Raw genomic sequence first — 17,972 nt, forward strand, 5'->3', positions numbered from 1 at the left:
CCCGACGACCGCCCGGACGCGCCGGGCAGCGAGCGCCCAGCCTCGCCGGAGACGCGGCCTGGTCTCCGGTCGCTGCCCGCGTCCGCGCCCGCCGCCGAGCCGCTCCCACCCACCGGCCTCACCTCCTGGCCGCTGCCGGCGACCGCGCCCGCCCCCCAGCCGCTGCCGGATGCCCGGGATGGCCATCGCCCGCCGGTGCCGGGGGGCGATCCGGGCCAGCCGGGTGGGCAGTCGCTGTCGGCGACCTCGCCCGTGCCCCAGCCGCTGCCCGACACTCCGGCAGGCCACCGCCCGGCTGCCCCGGGTGGCGCTCCGGTTGCTCCGTCGGGCACGCGGACCCGGCTGGGGAGCGCGTCCGCCGCCCAGCCGCTGCCGGGCATCGCGGCAGGTCGGTCGGTGGTCCCCTCCCATGCCGTGGCCGGGGCCCAGCCGCCCCCGGCCGCGGCTTCGGAACCCGCTCCCGCGGCCGGGGCCGACGGAGCGCAGGACGGCCCCGCCGAGCGGAGACCGGCCGACGGGTTCCGCTCCCCGGCGCCGGGACACGCGGAGCCGCAGGCCGGCCCGGCCGCCGCCTTCGCGGCCGGTAGCGGGGAGGAACCCCCCACAGTGCCGCCGGCCTGGACGGTGGCGGTTCCCTCCGGCCTGCCTCGGGGGACGGAACCGGGGCAGGCGGCCGCCCCGGGGCCCGGTGCCGGCGAGCCCTGGGACGATCCGGACGACCGGGGTTCAGCCGCCCCCGCCCCCGCGCCCCGTCCCGGAGCACCGGAGGCAGCGCAGGCGCAGCCGGCCGTCGACCCCGCGGCCGAGGCGGCCGCCACGGTGCCTCGGCAGAAGGACGGCACGCCCGGATCCCGGTCGGCACGGGGCGGGTCCGCCGTACCCGGACCGAACGCGCTGCCCGACCTCCTGGACCACCCCGACGCGGCCGTCGCCGCCGACGCCGCGGCCGTCGAGAACCTGCTGCGGTGCTGGGTCCGCGAAGCCCGTATCCGCCGTCCCGACGGGCCCGCCGGGACCCTGCTGCGCATCTCCCTTCCCGCATCCGGCGCAGCCCTGCTCGTCGCCGTCCGCCACTGGTCCCTGGCCGGCTGGCACCGCTTCGGTCCCGTCCGCCTGGCCGGAGCACCCACCACCGCCCCGGCCGTGGACGCCGTGACCCTTGCCGCCCTGCTCGCCCGCGAGGGCCTCCGCACGGCCCCCGCCAACGGCCAGGGCAGCGCCGATCTGGTCGCCCGGGTCGCCGACTCGGCCCGCCGCACCGCCGAGTTCATCGCCGACCGCCGCCAACGCCCGGCCGCTCCCGCCCGCATCGGTGTGGACCGCTTTCTGACCGCCGAGCAGTCCCTCCTCCTCGGACACCCCCTCCAGCCCGACCCGAAGAGCCGCGAGGGACTCTCCGAGGCCGAGGCGCGCCTCTACTCACCCGAATTGCACGGCTCCTTCCCCCTGCACTGGTTCGCCGTCGACCCAGCCGTCCTCGCCACCGACTCCGCCTGGACCGAGCGCGGCCGCCCCGTCTCCGCCGCCCACCTCCTGGGCCGGCTCGCCCCCGGGATCCCGATCCCCGACGGCACCACCCCCCTTCCCCTTCACCCGTGGCAGGCCCGCGACCTGCTCCAGCGCCCCGCCGTCACCGCCCTCCGCGACGCGGGACTCCTGCACGACCTGGGCCCCTACGGCGCACCCTGGTACCCCACCTCCTCCGTCCGCACGGTCCACCGCCCGGGCGCACCCGCGATGCTCAAGCTCTCCCTGGGCCTGCGCATCACCAACTCCCGCCGGGAGAACCTGCGCAAGGAACTCCGCCGCGGAGTGGAAGTGCACCGGCTCCTCCGTACCGGTCTCGCCGAGCAGTGGCAGGCGGCCCACCCCGGCTTCGACATCGTCCGCGACCCCGCCTGGGTCGCCGTCGAGTCCCCGGACGGCACCCCCGTCCCCGGACTCGACGTCCTGCTGCGCCACAACCCCTTCCGCTCGGGCGACGACGCCGTCTGCGTCGCCGCACTCACCGCACCCCGCCCGTGGCCCGGCCGGACCACCATGAGCTCCCGGCTCACCGAGATCGTCACCGCTCTCGCCGCCGCCACCGGGCACACCACCTCAGCGGTCGCCGCCGAGTGGTTCCTGCGCTACCTCGACCACGTGGTCCTGCCGGTCCTCGCCTTCGACGCGCTCGCCGGTATCGCCCTCGAAGCGCACCAGCAGAACACCCTGGTCCTCCTTGACCCGGCCGGCTGGCCCATCGGCGGCCGGTACCGCGACAACCAGGGCTACTACTTCCGCGAATCCCGCCGCGCGGAACTGGAGCACCGGCTCCCCGGCATCGGCAGCGCCAGCGACACCTTCGTCTCCGACGCCGTCACCGACGAACGCTTCGCCTACTACCTCGGCATCAACAACGTGCTCGGTCTCATCGGCGCCTTCGGGTCCCAGCGACTCGCCGACGAACGCGTCCTCCTCGCCGCCTTCCGCCGCTTCCTCGGCAAGGCCGCGGGCCTCGGCCCGCTCCCTGCGAAGCTGCTCGACTCGCCCACCCTGCGCTGCAAGGCCAACCTGCTCACCCGCCTGGGCGGCCTCGACGAACTCGTCGGCCCCGTCGACACCCAGTCCGTCTACGTCACCATCGCCAACCCCCTTCACGACTGACGTGCCGGCCCCGACCCGGAGGAGAGCCCCCATGCCCACCACAGACGCCCCCGCCGACGCCGCCGGCTTCGCGACCGACGCCACCGACGCGCTCCACGCCCTCCACCACACCGCAGAACTGCGACTCACCGCCCAGCTGTTGCCGCTCCTCGCCGAGGCCGACCTCCTCGACTCCCCGGCCAACTGGGGCAGCGCCGACACCGCCGCCGGAGCCTTCCGCCTCGAACCCGTACGACCGGGACGCGACCTGGAGCTCCTCACCGGCTGGATGAACGACCCCGAGGTGGCCGCCTACTGGGAACTCGCCGGCCCCGCCGCCGTCACGGCCGCCCATCTGCGGGCACAGCTCGACGGGGACGGCCGCAGCATCCCCTGCCTCGGCCTCCTCGACGGCACCCCGGTGAGCTACTGGGAGATCTACCGGGCCGACCTCGACCCGCTCTCCCGCCACTACTCGGCGCGCCCCCACGACACGGGTATCCACCTGCTCATCGGAGACGGCACGAACCGCGGCCGCGGCCTCGGCACCACCCTGCTGCGCGCCGTCGCCGACCTGGTGCTCGACAACCGCCCCCGCTGCACACGCGTCATCGCGGAACCTGACATCCGCAACACCCCCTCCGTATCGGCCTTTCTCAGCTCCGGTTTCCGCTGGCACGCGGAAATCGACCTTCCCGAGAAGCGCGCCGCCCTGATGATCCGGGAGCGGGCGCTGCGCAATCTCCTCTGATTGCCGCCCCACAGCCGACCGCCGGGCCCCGACGCTCCGTCCGCCTCTTCGATCCGCACCTCTCCCTTCGAAAACTCTGCGTCACGCAGCAAAGTTCCCGATCTCCGAGGAGTCCCGTGCAGAATTTCGCCGCAGCCCCCGACTCCGCAGACCCCGCCGTGCCCCCGTCGCCCCAGCACCCCTGCACACCGCCCGAACTGAACGGTGCGACCTGGGACTTCGCCGCCCGCCGACTGCTCGCCAAGATGCTTGCCGAGTTCGCCTACGAGGAGATCGTCGTACCGGTCCCCGCCCCGGCCGCCGCGGGCGACGCGTGGACCCTGACCCTCGACGACGGCAGCAGCCTCGGCTTCCGGGCCCGCCGCCGCGCCTACGGCAGCTGGCACGTCGCCCCGGACACGATCACCCTCACCCCGCCGCCCCCCGCCACGGAACCAGCGACGGCCTTCGGCGACCCGTACGCCTTCCTCATCCGCTCCCGCGGCCTCCTGCGCCTCGACGGTCCCACCCTCGGCCACCTCGTCCGCGAGCTCAGCGCCACCCTCGCCGCCGACGCCCGGATCGAACACACCGCACTCACCGCCGATGTCCTCGCCGACCTCGACTACGCCGCCCTCGAAGGCCACCAGACCGGGCACCCCTGGCTCGTCCTCAACAAGGGCCGCATCGGACTCTCCGCCTCCGACACCACGGCCTGGGCCCCCGAGGCCCGTACCCGCCAGCGGCTGCCCTGGCTCGCCGCCCACACCTCCCTCGCGAGCTACCGCGGCACCGCCGGCCTGGAGGACCCCGCCCGCCTCTACTCCGCCGAGCTCGATCCCGTCACCCGCGCCGCCTTCGACCAGGCCCTGCGCGACCGCGGCCTTGACCCGCGCGGCTACCTTTACCTGCCGGTCCACCCCTGGCAGTGGGACGAGGTCGTCCTCCCCCTCTTCGCCCCGGCCCTCGCCTCGGGCGCCCTCGTCCCGCTCCCCGCCGATCCCGACGTGCGCCTGCCGCAGCAGTCCATCCGCACGTTCCTGAACCTCACCCGCCCCGACCGGCACAGCGTCAAGCTGCCGCTCTCCGTCTTCAACACCATGGTGTGGCGCGGCCTGCCCAGCGACCTGGCCCTCGCCGCCCCCGCCGTCACCGCCTGGATCCACTCCCTGCGCGACTCCGACCCCTTCCTGCGCGACGAATGCCGGGTCATCCTGCTCGGCGAGGTCGCCTCCGTCACCATCCGCCACCCCGTCTACGACCAGCTCCCCGAGGTCCCGTACCAGTACAAGGAGCTCCTCGGCGCGATCTGGCGCGAGCCCCTGACCGGCCGCCTCGCACCCGGCGAGCGCGCCCGTACGCTCGCCTCCCTCCTCCACACCGACCCGCGCGGCCGCTCCTTCACCGCCGAACTCGTCGCCCGGTCCGGACTGACCCCCACCGTCTGGCTTCAGCGCCTCTTCGCGGCGCTCCTGCCCCCGCTCCTGCACTTCCTCTACCGCTACGGCACCGTCTTCTCCCCGCACGGCGAGAACGCCATCGTGATCTTCGACGAGCACGAGGTGCCGGTCCGGCTCGCGGTCAAGGACTTCGTGGACGACATCAACATCAGCGCCGAAGCGCTGCCCGAGCTGGAATCCCTCCCCGAGGCGGTGCGCGCCGTCCTGCTCTCCGAGCCCGCCGACTTCCTGCCCCAGTTCATCCACTCCGGGCTCTTCGTCGGCGTCTTCCGCTACCTCTCCGCCCTGTGCGAGGACCGCCTGGGCGTCCCCGAGGAGGAGTTCTGGAACCTCGTACGCGCGGAGATCCTCCGCCACCAGGCACGCTTCCCCGAGCTCAAGGACCGCTACGAGCTCTTCGACCTGCTCGGCGAGCGCATCGGGCGGCTGTGCCTGAACCGGAACCGGCTCTACGAGGACGGCTACCGCGACCGGCCCGACCGCCCGCACGCCGTGCTGCACGGCACCGTGCCCAACCCCTTGTACCGGCCATGAATCCTCGCCGGTGCCGTCACTGTCGGTGGAGCCCCGTAGGGTTGGGAGTGCTATGACGAAGCCCTCCCTCCCCGACCTGCTGCACGCCGCCGTCTCCGCCGTCGGCGGCACGGAGCGCCCCGGCCAGGTGGCCATGGCCGAAGCCGTCGCCGAAGCGATCGACGACAACTCCCACCGGCTCATCCAGGCCGGTACCGGCACCGGCAAGTCCCTCGGCTACCTGGTGCCGGCCCTCGCCCACGGCGAGCGCGTGGTCGTGGCCACCGCGACCCTGGCCCTCCAGCGCCAGCTCGTCGAGCGCGACCTCCCCCGGACGGTGGAGGCACTGCATCCGCAGCTGCGCCGCCGCCCGCAGTTCGCCATGCTCAAGGGCCGCTCCAACTACCTGTGCCTGCACCGGCTGCACGAGGGCGCGCCGCAGGACGAGGAGGAGGGCCTCTTCGACCAGTTCGAGGCGGCCACTCCCACCAGCAAGCTCGGCAAGGACCTGCTGCGTCTGCGCGACTGGGCGGACGAGACGGAGACCGGCGACCGCGACGACCTCACCCCGGGCGTCTCGGACAAGGCCTGGTCGCAGATCTCCGTCTCCTCCCGCGAGTGCCTGGGCGCCACGAAGTGCGCGTACGGGGCCGAGTGCTTCGCCGAGGCCGCCCGTGAGCGGGCCAAACTCGCGGACGTGGTCGTCACCAACCACGCGCTGCTCGCCATCGACGCCATCGAGGGCGCCCCGGTGCTGCCGCAGCACGAGGTCCTGATCGTGGACGAGGCCCACGAGCTGGTCTCCCGCGTCACCGGGGTCGCCACCGGCGAGCTCACCCCGGGGCAGGTCAACCGCGCCGTGAAGCGTGCGGCCAAGCTGGTCGACGAGAAGACGGCGGACTCGCTCCAGACCGCTGCGGAGTCCTTCGAGCGGGTCATGGAGCTGGCGCTCCCGGGTCGCCTCGAGCAGATCCCCGAGGACCTCGGCTACGCGCTGATGGCGCTGCGCGACGCCGCGCGCAACGTGATCTCGGCGATCGGTGCCACCCGCGACAAGTCGGTCCACGACGAGGACGCGGTCCGCAAGCAGGCCCTGGCCGCGGTGGAGGGCGTGCACGGCGTGGCGGAGCGGATCACCAACCTCTCCGAGTACGACGTCGTCTGGTACGAGCGCCACGACCGCTTCGGCGCCACGCTCCGGGTCGCCCCCCTGTCCGTGTCGGGCCTGCTGCGCGAGAAGCTCTTCGAGGACCGCTCGGTGGTCCTGACCTCGGCGACCCTCAAGCTCGGCGGCGACTTCAACGGGGTCGCGGCCTCCCTGGGCCTGTCCCCCGAGGGAGTGGAGGCGGACGACGCCCCTGCCTGGAAGGGCCTGGACGTCGGCTCCCCGTTCGACTACCCGAAGCAGGGCATCCTCTACGTCGCCAAGCACCTGGCCACACCCGGCCGTGAGGGCACCCGCGGCGACATGATGGACGAGCTCGCCGAGCTGATCGAGGCGGCCGGCGGCCGCACCCTCGGGCTCTTCTCCTCCATGCGCGGCGCCAAGGCGGCCGCCGAGGAGCTGCGCGGCCGGCTCGACAACCCCATCCTGCTCCAGGGCGAGGAGACGCTCGGCGAGCTGATCAAGGCGTTCGCCGCCGATCCGAAGACCTGCCTGTTCGGGACGCTGTCGCTGTGGCAGGGCGTGGACGTTCCCGGCCCCAGCTGCCAGCTCGTGGTCATGGACCGGATTCCCTTCCCGCGTCCCGACGACCCGCTGATGAGCGCCCGGCAGAAGTCGGTCGAGGAGCACGGGGGCAACGGCTTCATGGCCGTCGCGGCCACGCACGCGGCCCTGCTGATGGCCCAGGGCGCGGGCCGTCTCGTACGCGCCACGGGCGACCGGGGCGTCGTCGCGGTCCTGGACCCCCGCCTGGCCACGGCGCGGTACGGGAGCTTCCTGCGCGCAACGCTGCCGGACTTCTGGTACACCACGGACCGCAACCAGGCCCGCCGCTCCCTGGCCGCTATTGACGCCTCCGCGAAGGCCGACGGCAATTAGCTTTTGGGGGTACGAACGGCACCATTAATTGAGCAACCCCAACGGCGAGCAACCACATCCGCGAGAGCGGCGCCGGTTTAGGCGCAAAATACAGCCCCCGGGACCGGCGCAGTGGGTCCCGAGGGCTGGATGGTGGCGGCAGGGTCGAACGGTCTGACCCGCCGGACGGTCAGACGCGGCGCAGGACCGCGACGACCTTGCCGAGGATGGTCGCCTCGTCGCCGGGGATCGGCTGGTAGGCGGCGTTGTGCGGGAGGAGCCAGACGTGGCCGTCTTCCCGCTTGAAGCGCTTGACGGTGGCTTCGCCCTCGAGCATGGCGGCGACGATGTCGCCGTTCTCCGCGACGGGCTGACGGCGGACCGTGACCCAGTCGCCGTCGCAGATGGCGGCCTCGATCATCGAGTCGCCGACGACCTTGAGGACGAAGAGCTCGCCGTCCCCGACGAGCTGGCGGGGGAGCGGGAACACGTCCTCGACCGACTCCTCGGCGAGGATCGGGCCGCCGGCCGCGATCCGGCCGACGAGGGGAACGTAGGAGGCGGCGGGCTTGCCGGTGGTGTCCGTGGGCTGCGAGCTGGGCTGGTCGGAGCCGCGCACCTCGTAGGCCCGGGGGCGGTGCGGGTCGCGCCGCAGGAAGCCCTTCCGCTCGAGCGCCATCAGCTGGTGCGCGACCGAGGACGTGCTGGACAGGCCGACCGCCTGGCCGATCTCGCGCATCGACGGCGGGTAACCCCGCCGCTGCACGGAATCGCGAATGACCTCGATGACCCTCCGCTGCCGGTCCGTGAGCCCCGAGCTGTCGGCGCGGATGCCTGGAGGTCGACCTGGCAGCGAGCGTGCGGGGCGTACCGGCTCCGCCTCCGGGTTCAGGTTTGCGTCGTTCATGGCATGCACCGGCTCGAGTCGGCTCTGGGAGCGGTTCTGGGCAGTGATGGTGGCACTGTCTGCGGTCGTGGTCACGTCGGCCCCTCTCGAAATGTTCTCCCTAGCTGGACAACGGTAGTTGCTTTCGAAAGGTTGCGCCAAACACACGTTCGAGTGAAAAATCGCAGATCGTCCTGTGTGGGCACAGCAGGGGGTGTATGGGCGATCGGATGACCGAACGCGGGTTCGGCTCGGCATCCGCTGCTTACGGTACCCTTCCCGGTCGGGTCGCCACCTGCCGGGTCCCCGGCCAGTGTGGCACCGCGGAGCCTCACATCCGGCTATCGGACGCCGCGACACGCAGAGCCGCGCAAATCCACCGCAACCCAAGATCTAGTGGTTGGATGAGCGCTGCCACCCAGAAGTTGTGGTCCCCGGTCTGCCGAGGCTCCCGGGATCGCATATGCTGGGGCCTGCTTCACGAGCCCCCGACAGAGCCTGTCTCTGTCGTTCCGGTGCCCCGTGGGGTGATTCAGTCGTGCCAAGAGGGAGGGTGAGGGAACCATGCACTGCCCCTTCTGCAGGCACCCCGACAGCCGCGTCGTCGACAGCCGCACCACGGACGACGGCACGTCGATCCGCCGGCGCCGTCAGTGCCCCGACTGCTCCCGTCGCTTCACGACGGTGGAGACGGCCTCGCTGATGGTGATCAAGCGCAGTGGGGTGACCGAACCCTTCAGCCGTACCAAGGTCATCTCGGGCGTGCGCAAGGCATGCCAGGGGCGGCCGGTCACCGAGGACGCCCTCGCCAAGCTCGGCCAGCGGGTCGAGGAGGCGGTGCGCGCCACCGGGAGTGCCGAGCTGACCACCCACGACGTGGGTTTGGCCATACTCGGCCCGTTGCAGGAGCTCGACCTGGTCGCGTACCTGCGCTTCGCGTCCGTGTACAAAGCTTTCGACACCCTTGAAGACTTCGAGACCGCCATCGCGGAACTGCGCGAGCGGCGGCCTCATCCCCAAGAGTGCGGGCCCGGGGGGACCGGTTCGGTCCCCGTGCCCGCCTCCGCCGCCGACTGACCGGACGGCCCGCTCCGCACGGCGTTCGGAGCGGCCGGTCGGCCCGGCGAAGAAGACGTAGATACAGAGACACAGCACCGTGCCGCGGAATAACGCTGGCACTTTAGGGCGTTTTTGCCCGCATATGGGAGGCCTGGCATGACAGAGACGGCGAGCAGCTCGGCACGTGGTTCCCGCGCCAAGGGGACCAAGGCCGCCAAGGGCGGCCTGCGGATCGAGCGCATCCACACCACCCCCGGCGTGCACCCCTACGACGAGGTGAGCTGGGAGCGCCGTGACGTCGTCATGACCAACTGGCGCGACGGCTCGGTCAACTTCGAGCAGCGTGGCGTCGAGTTCCCCGACTTCTGGTCGGTGAACGCCGTCAACATCGTCACCAGCAAGTACTTCCGCGGTGCGGTCGGCACCCCGCAGCGCGAGACCGGTCTGAAGCAGCTCATCGACCGGATCGTGAAGACGTACACGAAGGCCGGCGAGGACTTCGACTACTTCTCGTCGCCCGCCGACGCGGAGATCTTTGAGCACGAGCTCACCTACGCCCTGCTGCACCAGATCTTCAGCTTCAACTCCCCGGTGTGGTTCAACGTCGGCACCCCGCAGCCGCAGCAGGTCTCCGCCTGCTTCATCCTGGCCGTCGACGACTCCATGGAGTCGATCCTCGACTGGTACAAGGAAGAGGGGATGATCTTCAAGGGCGGCTCCGGCGCCGGCCTGAACCTCTCCCGCATCCGCTCCTCCAAGGAGCTCCTCTCCTCCGGCGGCAACGCCTCCGGCCCGGTCTCCTTCATGCGCGGCGCCGACGCGTCCGCAGGAACGATCAAGTCGGGCGGTGCCACCCGCCGCGCGGCCAAGATGGTCGTCCTGGACGTGGACCACCCGGACGTCGAGGCCTTCATCGAGACCAAGGTGAAGGAGGAGGAGAAGATCCGCGCCCTGCGCGACGCGGGCTTCGACATGGACCTGGGCGGCGACGACATCACGTCCGTCCAGTACCAGAACGCCAACAACTCCGTCCGCGTGAACGACGAGTTCATGACGGCCGTCGAGAACGGCACCAAGTTCGGCCTGCGTGCCCGCATGACCGGCGAGGTCATCGAGGAGGTCGACGCCAAGGCGCTCTTCCGCAAGCTGGCCGAGGCCGCGTGGGCCTGCGCCGACCCGGGCATCCAGTACGACGGTGTGATCAACAACTGGCACACCTGCCCCGAGTCCGGCCGCATCACCGCGTCGAACCCGTGCAGCGAGTACATGCACCTGGACAACACCTCCTGCAACCTCGCCTCGCTGAACCTGATGAAGTTCCTCGACGACGACGGCAAGGGCAACCAGTCCTTCGACGCCGAGCGTTTCGCCAAGGTCGTCGAGCTCGTCATCACCGCGATGGACATCTCCATCTGCTTCGCGGACTTCCCGACGCAGAAGATCGGCGAGAACACCCGCGCCTTCCGCCAGCTGGGCATCGGCTACGCCAACCTCGGCGCCCTGCTGATGGCCACCGGCCACGCGTACGACTCGGACGGCGGCCGCACCCTGGCCGCCTCGATCACCTCGCTGATGACCGGTACCGCCTACAAGCGCTCCGCCGAGCTGGCCGCGATCGTCGGCCCGTACGACGGCTACGCCCGCAACGCCGAGTCGCACAAGCGCGTCATGAAGCAGCACGCCGACGCCAACGCCGTCGCGCCGCGCACCGACGACCTGGACAACTCGATCTGGGCCGCGGCCACCGAGGCCTGGCAGGACGTCCTGCGCCTCGGCGAGAAGAACGGCTTCCGCAACTCCCAGGCCTCCGTCCTCGCGCCGACCGGCACCATCGGTCTCGCGATGTCCTGCGACACCACCGGTGTCGAGCCGGACCTGGCCCTGGTCAAGTTCAAGAAGCTCGTCGGCGGCGGCTCGATGCAGATCGTCAACGGCACCGTTCCGCAGGCCCTGCGCCGCCTGGGTTACCAGGAGGAGCAGATCGAGGCGATCGTCGCCCACATCGCCGAGCACGGCGTGGTCGTCGACGCCCCGGGCCTGAAGACCGAGCACTACGAGGTCTTCGACTGCGCCATGGGCGAGCGCTCCATCTCCGCGATGGGCCACGTCCGCATGATGGCCGCGATCCAGCCCTGGATCTCCGGCGCGATCTCGAAGACGGTCAACATGCCGGAGTCGGCGACCGTCGAGGAGATCGAGGAGATCTACTTCGAGGCGTGGAAGATGGGCGTCAAGGCGCTCGCGATCTACCGCGACAACTGCAAGGTCGGCCAGCCCCTCTCCGCGAAGAAGAAGGAAGAGGAGAAGGAGGAGGTCACCGCCAAGGCGGAGGACACCATCCGCGCCGCCGTCGAGAAGGTCATCGAGTACCGCCCCGTCCGCAAGCGCCTCCCCAAGGGCCGCCCGGGGATCACCACCTCCTTCACGGTCGGTGGCGCCGAGGGCTACATGACGGCGAACTCCTACCCGGACGACGGTCTCGGCGAGGTCTTCCTGAAGATGTCCAAGCAGGGTTCGACCCTGGCGGGCATGATGGACGCCTTCTCGATCGCCGTGTCGGTCGGTCTGCAGTACGGCGTCCCGCTGGAGACGTACGTCTCGAAGTTCACGAACATGCGCTTCGAGCCGGCCGGTATGACGGACGACCCGGACGTGCGGATGGCGCAGTCGATCGTCGACTACATCTTCCGCCGCCTGGCGCTGGACTTCCTGCCCTTCGAGACCCGCTCGGCCCTCGGCATCCACACCGCCGAGGAGCGCCAGCGCCACCTGGAGACCGGCTCCTACGAGCCCCTCGAGGACGAGCTGGACACCGAGTCGCTGGCCCAGTCGGCCCCGCTGACCGCGGTTCCCTCCGAGCCGAAGCCGGTCGCGGCCGCCTCGGTCCCGGCCCCGAAGACGGCGCACAGCAACGCCGAACTGGTCGAGATGCAGCTCGGCGTCTCCGCTGACGCCCCGCTCTGCTTCTCCTGCGGTACGAAGATGCAGCGCGCCGGCTCCTGCTACATCTGCGAGGGCTGCGGCTCCACCAGCGGCTGCAGCTGACGAACGGCGGTGAGGCACTGACGCCTCACCCGAAGGGGAGGCCACCCTCGGTGGCCTCCCCTTTGCCGTTCCCCGGCGGAGGCCGGGGGCGCCCTGTGTATTTAGCTAATTAGCTCATGTGCTAAAAAGGTCGTATGGCCGAGAGCATCGAGACCGACGACGAGGCCGGCGTCTTCCGCGCGCTCGCAGATCCCACGCGGCGACAGATTCTGGAGGATCTGCGCGGCGGCGAGATGGCGGCGGGGGAGATCGCCGGCCGCTTCCCCATCAGCGCCCCGTCCGTGTCACGGCACCTCGGGGTGCTGAAGTCCGCGGGGCTCGTACGGGAGCGGCGCGACGGCAACCGGATCCTCTACACACTCGTGGAGGAGCGGCTGGCCGCCTGCGTCGGCCGGTTCCTCAGCATGGTGTGCCCGGAGCAGATCGTGCTCCGGCACCAGCGGCGCAAGGGCGATTCGGGGGAGAGCGGGCAATGATCAGTCCGAAGATGGCGAGCGTCATCGAGCGAAGGCTGCTCGTGAACTACCGCGTGGAGCCGGAGGTGGCGGCGCGGCTGCTGCCGGCCGGAATGCGGCCGCAGCTCGCGGGCGGCTGGGCCGTCGCGGGGATCTGTCTGATCCGGCTCGGGGACACCCGGCCGCGCTGGGCGCCCGCCGGCACCGGCATGCGCAGCGAGAACGCCGCGCACCGGATCTCCGTCGAGTGGGACGGGCCGGACGGGGTCGAGACCGGGGTCTGGATCCCGCGCCGCGACAGCGGCTCCCGCGTCAACGTCCTTGCCGGCGGCCGGATGTTCCCCGGTGCGCACGGCTCCGCGGTCTTCGACGTACGCGAGAGCCCGGAGGAGATCGGGGTGGCGTACGAGACGAAGGACGCCTCCACGCGCGTACGGGTCGTGGCCCGGGTCGCCGGCGAACTGCGCGGCAGCCGGCTCTTCGGCGACCTCGCCGAGGCCTCCGAGTTCTTCCGCCGGGGCGCGCGGGGCTACTCGCCCGCGCGGGCCGCCGGCCGGCTCGACGGGATGGAACTGCGGACCGACGCCTGGCGTGTCGAGGCCACGGAGGTCGTCCGCGCCGAGTCCTCCTTCTTCGAGGATTCCGGGCGCTTCCCGCCCGGCACGGCGCACCTCGACTGCGCCCTGCTGATGCGCGGCGTACCCGTGGAATGGCATCCGCTGGACCCCGCCTCCGGTATGGAATGCGCCGCGCCGGCCGCGTGACCCGCCCCCAGCGGCAGTTCGCCGCGGACGAGCGGGAGTTCGGGTTTCGGCCGAGCGAGCGGGATGCGGCCGAACCGGTGCGGATCCGCCGCGCCGGGGACTGACCCGGGCCGCGCCGGGACCGTACGATGGCGCCGTGCTGGTCAAGTGGATTCGCTGCACGGTGACGGACCGACGCGGGTTCGAGCGTGGACAGCGCAAATGGGCGGGGTTGCCGGGCGAGCCGGGATTCCGGGGGCAGGGCGGCGGCTGGAGCCGGGGCCGGCAGGGGGTCGCGCATGTCTTCACCTTCTGGGAGAGCCGTTCCTTCTACGACTCCTTCATGGCCCGCGCCCACGACCGGCTGGCCGCCGCCCAGAACGGCACCTACACCGATCTGCGGGTGACCCTCTTCGACCACCGCTTCGACGTGAAGACCGGCTTCGAGCCGCGCTTCACCGACGCCGACGTGGTCCGGGTCGCGCACACCCGGGTCCGGGAGGGCCGGGTCGAGCACTTCGCCCTCATGCAGGAGAAGGTGTGGAATCCGGCCATGGCGGGCTCGCCCGGCATGGTCCGCGGCCTGTTCGGAGAGGCCCCGGGCCGGGAGTTCCTCGTCCTGTCGATGTGGCACGCGGCCGCCGAACACGGCAAGTACCGGCAGGAGCGGGTCGAGCGCCTCTCCCTGCGCGCCCAGCTCCAGGCCGACGTCGAGGCCCTCACCGGTGACGTCGTCGACCTCGAACCCTCCTGGACGGTATGACCGTACGACGATCGCTGGGCCCGACCGGCGTGCCCGGTCCGCAGGCCCTGCGGTGGCCGAATAGGGTCGTGGGATGGTTCGACCACGACGCATCGTCCTTGTCCGGCACGGGGAATCGGAAGGCAATGCCGACGATTCGGTGTACGAGCGCGAGCCCGACCACGCCCTGCGGCTGACGCCGACGGGGCGCGAGCAGGCCGCGGCGACCGGCGTACGGTTGCGCGAGCTCTTCGGTGAAGAAACGATCAGCGCGTACGTCTCCCCCTACCGCCGGACCCTCCAGACCTTCCGGGAGCTGCGCCTGGACCCCTCGCGGGTGCGGATGCGCGAGGAGCCGAGGCTGCGCGAGCAGGACTGGGGCAACTGGCAGGACCGGGACGACGTACGGCTGCAGAAGGCGTACCGGGACGCCTACGGTCACTTCTTCTACCGGTTCGCGCAGGGCGAGTCGGGGGCGGACGTGTACGACAGGGTCGGGGCCTTCCTGGAGAGCCTCTACCGCAGTTTCGAGGCCGCCGACCACCCCCAGAACGTGCTGCTGGTGACGCACGGGCTGACCATGCGGCTGTTCTGCATGCGCTGGTTCCACTGGTCGGTGGCCGAGTTCGAGGCCCTGTCCAACCCGGGCAACGGCGAATTCCGGGTCCTCATGCTGGGCCCCGACGGCCGGTACCGGATGGACCGCCCGTTTGAGCGGTGGACCACACCCGAGCCTTATGACCTGGACGGCTAGGGGGTGTCTTACGGATCAGGCCGGGCTCCCCTAGACCCGGACGACTAGAGTGGCCCGCGATGACCCCTGACTCCACTCCCGAACGGCGCTACGCACGCGCCCTGGCCAGCCTGCGCGGGCTGGCACTGGGGGACGCCCTGGGCTCCCAGTACTTCGTCCCCGTGAACTACCCGCTGCTCAAGCGGCGCGAACTGCCCGCCGCCGAGACCTGGCAGTGGACCGACGACACCGAGATGGCCTGCTCGGTGGTGGCCGTGCTCGCCGAGCACGGACGCATCGACCAGGACGCCCTCGCGAGCTCCTTCGCCCACCACCACGATTTCGACCGGGGCTACGGGCCCGCCGTGAACCGGATGCTGCGCCTGATCCGGGAGGGCGAGGACTGGCGCACGCTCGCCGCCGAACTGTTCAACGGGCAGGGCTCGTGGGGCAACGGCGCCGCCATGCGGATCGCGCCGCTCGGCGCCTGGTACGCCGACGACCCCGAGCAGGCCACGCACCAGGCGGAGATCTCCGCCTACACCACCCACCAGCACCGCGAAGCGGTGTGCGGGGCGATGGCCGTCGCCGCCGCGGCCGCGCTCGCAGCGGGCGCGGACGGCCCGCCGAAGGCCGCCGACCTCCTGGACGGGGTGATCGCGCTGGTGCCGCGCAGCGCGGTGGGCGCCGGGCTGCGGCGGGCGCGGGACATGCTGGACTACGGCGACGCGACCACGGTCGCGGCGGTACTGGGCTGCGGGCGGCGCACGAGCGCCCACGACACCGTGCCCTTCGCGCTGTGGTCGGCGGCCCGGGCGCTGGACGACTTCGAGCGGGCGTTCTGGACCACCGCGCAGGTGGGCGGGGACGTCGACACCACCTGCGCGATCGTGGGCGGAGTGCTCGGGGCGCGCGGCGAGGCGGTGCTGCCGGCCGCGTGGCTGGCGCGCACCGAGCCGCTGCCGGCCTGGGTGCCGGAGTCGGTGGCGCGTTAGGGGTTGCCGGCTGCGCCGTCCGTGGCGGGGCGGGGCGAAGGGTCCCGTTCCGATTGTCACGGTCCTGCCACAGAGGGCTTTTGATCCTGTTCAAAACCGGCTGGCATCGGCCTACGCTGTCCGCTTCGCCGCCTCCACCGGAACGCCGGGGGCGGCCGACAGGGGAGGGAACCGATGTCAGAGCACACCGACGGGGTGGACGGTACGGAGGCCGGAGCGGGGGCCGAAGCCGGGGCGGGGGCTGCCGGGGCGGAGGCTGCCGGGTCGGGGCCCGGAGCGCCTGCCGCCGCAGATGTCGCTGCCCCGGGCTCCGGTGCGCCGGCCGGCGGGCGGCCCGTTCCCGACGTCGCCGCCTGGCAGGAACGGCAGCGCAGCTACGCCACCGCCCGTGCCCAGGCCGCCCAGCCGGCCGCCTGGGTCGTGCTCGTCCGGCCCGCCGAGGCCGTCCCCATCCGGACCGGCACCCTCGTCGCGGCGCTCGCGGCCGGGCTCGCGGCCGCCCTGCTCCTCGCCGACGGCCTGGGCCTCGGCCTGCTTCTCGCCGTCGTACCCGCCACCGTCGCCGCGTACGTCGCCGCCCGCGCGGCCCGGCGCAGGGCCCGGCCCTGGACCGTGGTCTGGGCGATCGGCTGCCTCGCCCTCCTGGCCGTGCCCGCCCTGCGCGATTCCGCGTGGCCCGCCACCCTCGCGCTCCTCTCCGCCGTCCTGCTCGGCGCGCTGGCCCTGCACGGCAGCCGCACCTGGCCCGGCGTGCTGCTCAGCCCGCTCGGCTTCTTCGCAGCCGCCGTGTCCGGGGCCGGCTGGGGCTGGAGCGGACTGCGCTCCCGCAGCGGGGGCCTGAGCAAGGACCGCTGGCTCCCGCTGGCCAAGGCGGCCGCCGTCGCCGTGGGCCTCCTGGTGCTCTTCGGGGCGCTGTTCGCGTCCGCCGACGCCGCATTCGCCGATCTGCTGGGCGGCCTGACCCCCGACGTCTCCGTCGGGGACGGCCCCGTCCGGGTCCTGCTCTTCCTCGTCGGCACCCTCCTCGCGCTGGCCGCCGCCCGCGCCGCCGCCGCCCCGCTGCGCTGGGACCGGATCAAGGTGGCCCCCGGCAAGGCCAGGTCCCGCGTCGAATGGGCGCTTCCGCTCGTCGTGCTCAACCTGCTCTTCGCCGGCTTCAACGCCGTCCAGCTGGCGGTCCTGTTCGGCGGCTACGACAAGGTCCTGGCCAGCACCGGTCTCAGTCACGCCGAGTACGCCAGGCAGGGCTTCTGGCAGCTGCTCTGGGCCACCCTGCTCACCCTGGCCGTGATCGCGCTCGCCCTGCGCTGGGCCCCGCGCTCCGGCGCCGGCGACCGCCGCTTCGTCCGCGTCGTGCTCGGGGTGCTGTGCGCGCTGACGCTGGTCGTCGTCGCCTCCGCGCTGCGCCGGATGGACTTCTACGTGGACGCGTACGGGCTGACCAGGCTGCGCTTGTCGGTGACCGCCATGGAAATGTGGCTCGGGCTGGTCATCGTACTGATCATGGCGGCCGGGGTCTTCGGAGCCCGCTGGCTGCCGCGCGCGGTCGCCGGCAGTGCGGCGGCAGCGGTCCTGGCCTTCGGCCTGCTGTCCCCGGACGGCATGATCGCCGAGCGGAACGTGGCGCGGTTCGAGGCGGACGGCAAGATCGACCTGGCCTACTTCCAGTCCCTGTCGGCGGACGCCGTTCCCGCCCTGGACAAGCTGCCCGAGCCCCGCAGGTCCTGCGCCCTGCGCGGGATCAACGACGAGATGTCCAGGGCCGGCGAGGTCCCCTGGTACGCGATGAGCCTGGGCGAGTACCGGGCCCGGCAGATCCTGCGCGAGCGTCCGGTGACGGCCCCGTACGAGGTCTGCTCCCGCCTGGGCGTCTTCGCCGACCGCAGCGAGCTCTGACGGAACCGCCTTACGGGGGCCCGGGCTCGGGAGGTGCTCCCGAGCCCGGGCCCCCGTACGGGCGGCG

13 protein-coding genes are annotated in these 17,972 nt (G+C 72.2%); 12 read left to right on the forward strand and 1 reads right to left on the reverse strand.

Annotation, left to right across the window (positions count from 1 at the left end; genetic code table 11):
• Window positions 1–624: 624 nt before the first annotated feature.
• The 4 genes from ACIP5M_RS21170 (at window position 625) to ACIP5M_RS21185 (ending at window position 7,372) form a co-directional block, all read left to right on the forward strand.
• Window positions 625–2,646: an IucA/IucC family protein gene (locus tag ACIP5M_RS21170; protein WP_401199469.1), complete on the forward strand. Its 2,022-nt coding sequence runs from the start codon at window positions 625–627 to the stop codon at window positions 2,644–2,646.
• Between the two features lie 31 nt (window positions 2,647–2,677).
• The gene (locus ACIP5M_RS21175; RefSeq protein ID WP_401199191.1) at window positions 2,678–3,376 is read left to right on the forward strand and encodes a GNAT family N-acetyltransferase; all 699 of its coding nucleotides are present in this window, start codon (window positions 2,678–2,680) and stop codon (window positions 3,374–3,376) included.
• A gap of 116 nt (window positions 3,377–3,492) precedes the next feature.
• Complete coding sequence (locus ACIP5M_RS21180; RefSeq protein WP_401199193.1) at window positions 3,493–5,349, forward strand: IucA/IucC family protein; 1,857 nt, start codon at window positions 3,493–3,495, stop codon at window positions 5,347–5,349.
• 52 nt (window positions 5,350–5,401) lie between these two features.
• Complete coding sequence (locus ACIP5M_RS21185; RefSeq protein ID WP_401199195.1) at window positions 5,402–7,372, forward strand: ATP-dependent DNA helicase; 1,971 nt, start codon at window positions 5,402–5,404, stop codon at window positions 7,370–7,372.
• A 169-nt stretch (window positions 7,373–7,541) separates the two neighbouring features.
• Here ACIP5M_RS21185 and lexA read toward each other — a convergent pair whose 3' ends face one another.
• Window positions 7,542–8,333: a transcriptional repressor LexA gene (gene lexA / locus ACIP5M_RS21190; RefSeq protein WP_401199197.1), complete on the reverse strand. Its 792-nt coding sequence runs from the start codon at window positions 8,331–8,333 to the stop codon at window positions 7,542–7,544.
• A 468-nt stretch (window positions 8,334–8,801) separates the two neighbouring features.
• Between lexA and nrdR the strand changes: the two genes are divergently transcribed.
• The 8 genes from nrdR to ACIP5M_RS21230 all read left to right on the forward strand — a co-directional run bounded on the left by nrdR (window position 8,802) and on the right by ACIP5M_RS21230 (window position 17,905).
• A complete protein-coding gene (gene nrdR, locus ACIP5M_RS21195; RefSeq protein WP_401199199.1) occupies window positions 8,802–9,314 on the forward strand; it encodes a transcriptional regulator NrdR in 513 nt (170 codons plus the stop codon).
• A 138-nt stretch (window positions 9,315–9,452) separates the two neighbouring features.
• Window positions 9,453–12,341: a vitamin B12-dependent ribonucleotide reductase gene (locus tag ACIP5M_RS21200; RefSeq protein WP_401199201.1), complete on the forward strand. Its 2,889-nt coding sequence runs from the start codon at window positions 9,453–9,455 to the stop codon at window positions 12,339–12,341.
• Window positions 12,342–12,475: 134 nt separating this feature from the next.
• Entirely contained in the window at window positions 12,476–12,817 is a 342-nt protein-coding gene (locus ACIP5M_RS21205) for a metalloregulator ArsR/SmtB family transcription factor (RefSeq protein WP_401199203.1), read from the forward strand.
• Window positions 12,814–13,560, forward strand: coding sequence for a DUF2071 domain-containing protein (locus ACIP5M_RS21210; protein WP_401199205.1), 747 nt, complete (start codon window positions 12,814–12,816; stop codon window positions 13,558–13,560). Before ACIP5M_RS21205 ends, ACIP5M_RS21210 begins: the two co-directional genes overlap by 4 nt.
• Before the next feature lie 136 nt (window positions 13,561–13,696).
• The gene (locus tag ACIP5M_RS21215) at window positions 13,697–14,302 is read left to right on the forward strand and encodes a YdbC family protein (RefSeq protein ID WP_401199207.1); all 606 of its coding nucleotides are present in this window, start codon (window positions 13,697–13,699) and stop codon (window positions 14,300–14,302) included.
• Window positions 14,303–14,375: 73 nt separating this feature from the next.
• A complete protein-coding gene (locus ACIP5M_RS21220; protein ID WP_401199209.1) occupies window positions 14,376–15,035 on the forward strand; it encodes a histidine phosphatase family protein in 660 nt (219 codons plus the stop codon).
• 59 nt (window positions 15,036–15,094) lie between these two features.
• A complete protein-coding gene (locus ACIP5M_RS21225; protein ID WP_401199211.1) occupies window positions 15,095–16,009 on the forward strand; it encodes an ADP-ribosylglycohydrolase family protein in 915 nt (304 codons plus the stop codon).
• Window positions 16,010–16,183: 174 nt separating this feature from the next.
• Complete coding sequence (locus ACIP5M_RS21230; protein ID WP_401199212.1) at window positions 16,184–17,905, forward strand: DUF4153 domain-containing protein; 1,722 nt, start codon at window positions 16,184–16,186, stop codon at window positions 17,903–17,905.
• Window positions 17,906–17,972: the final 67 nt, after the last annotated feature.

The organism is Streptomyces sp. NPDC088762, assembly GCF_044750905.1.
Lineage (GTDB): Bacteria > Actinomycetota > Actinomycetes > Streptomycetales > Streptomycetaceae > Streptomyces.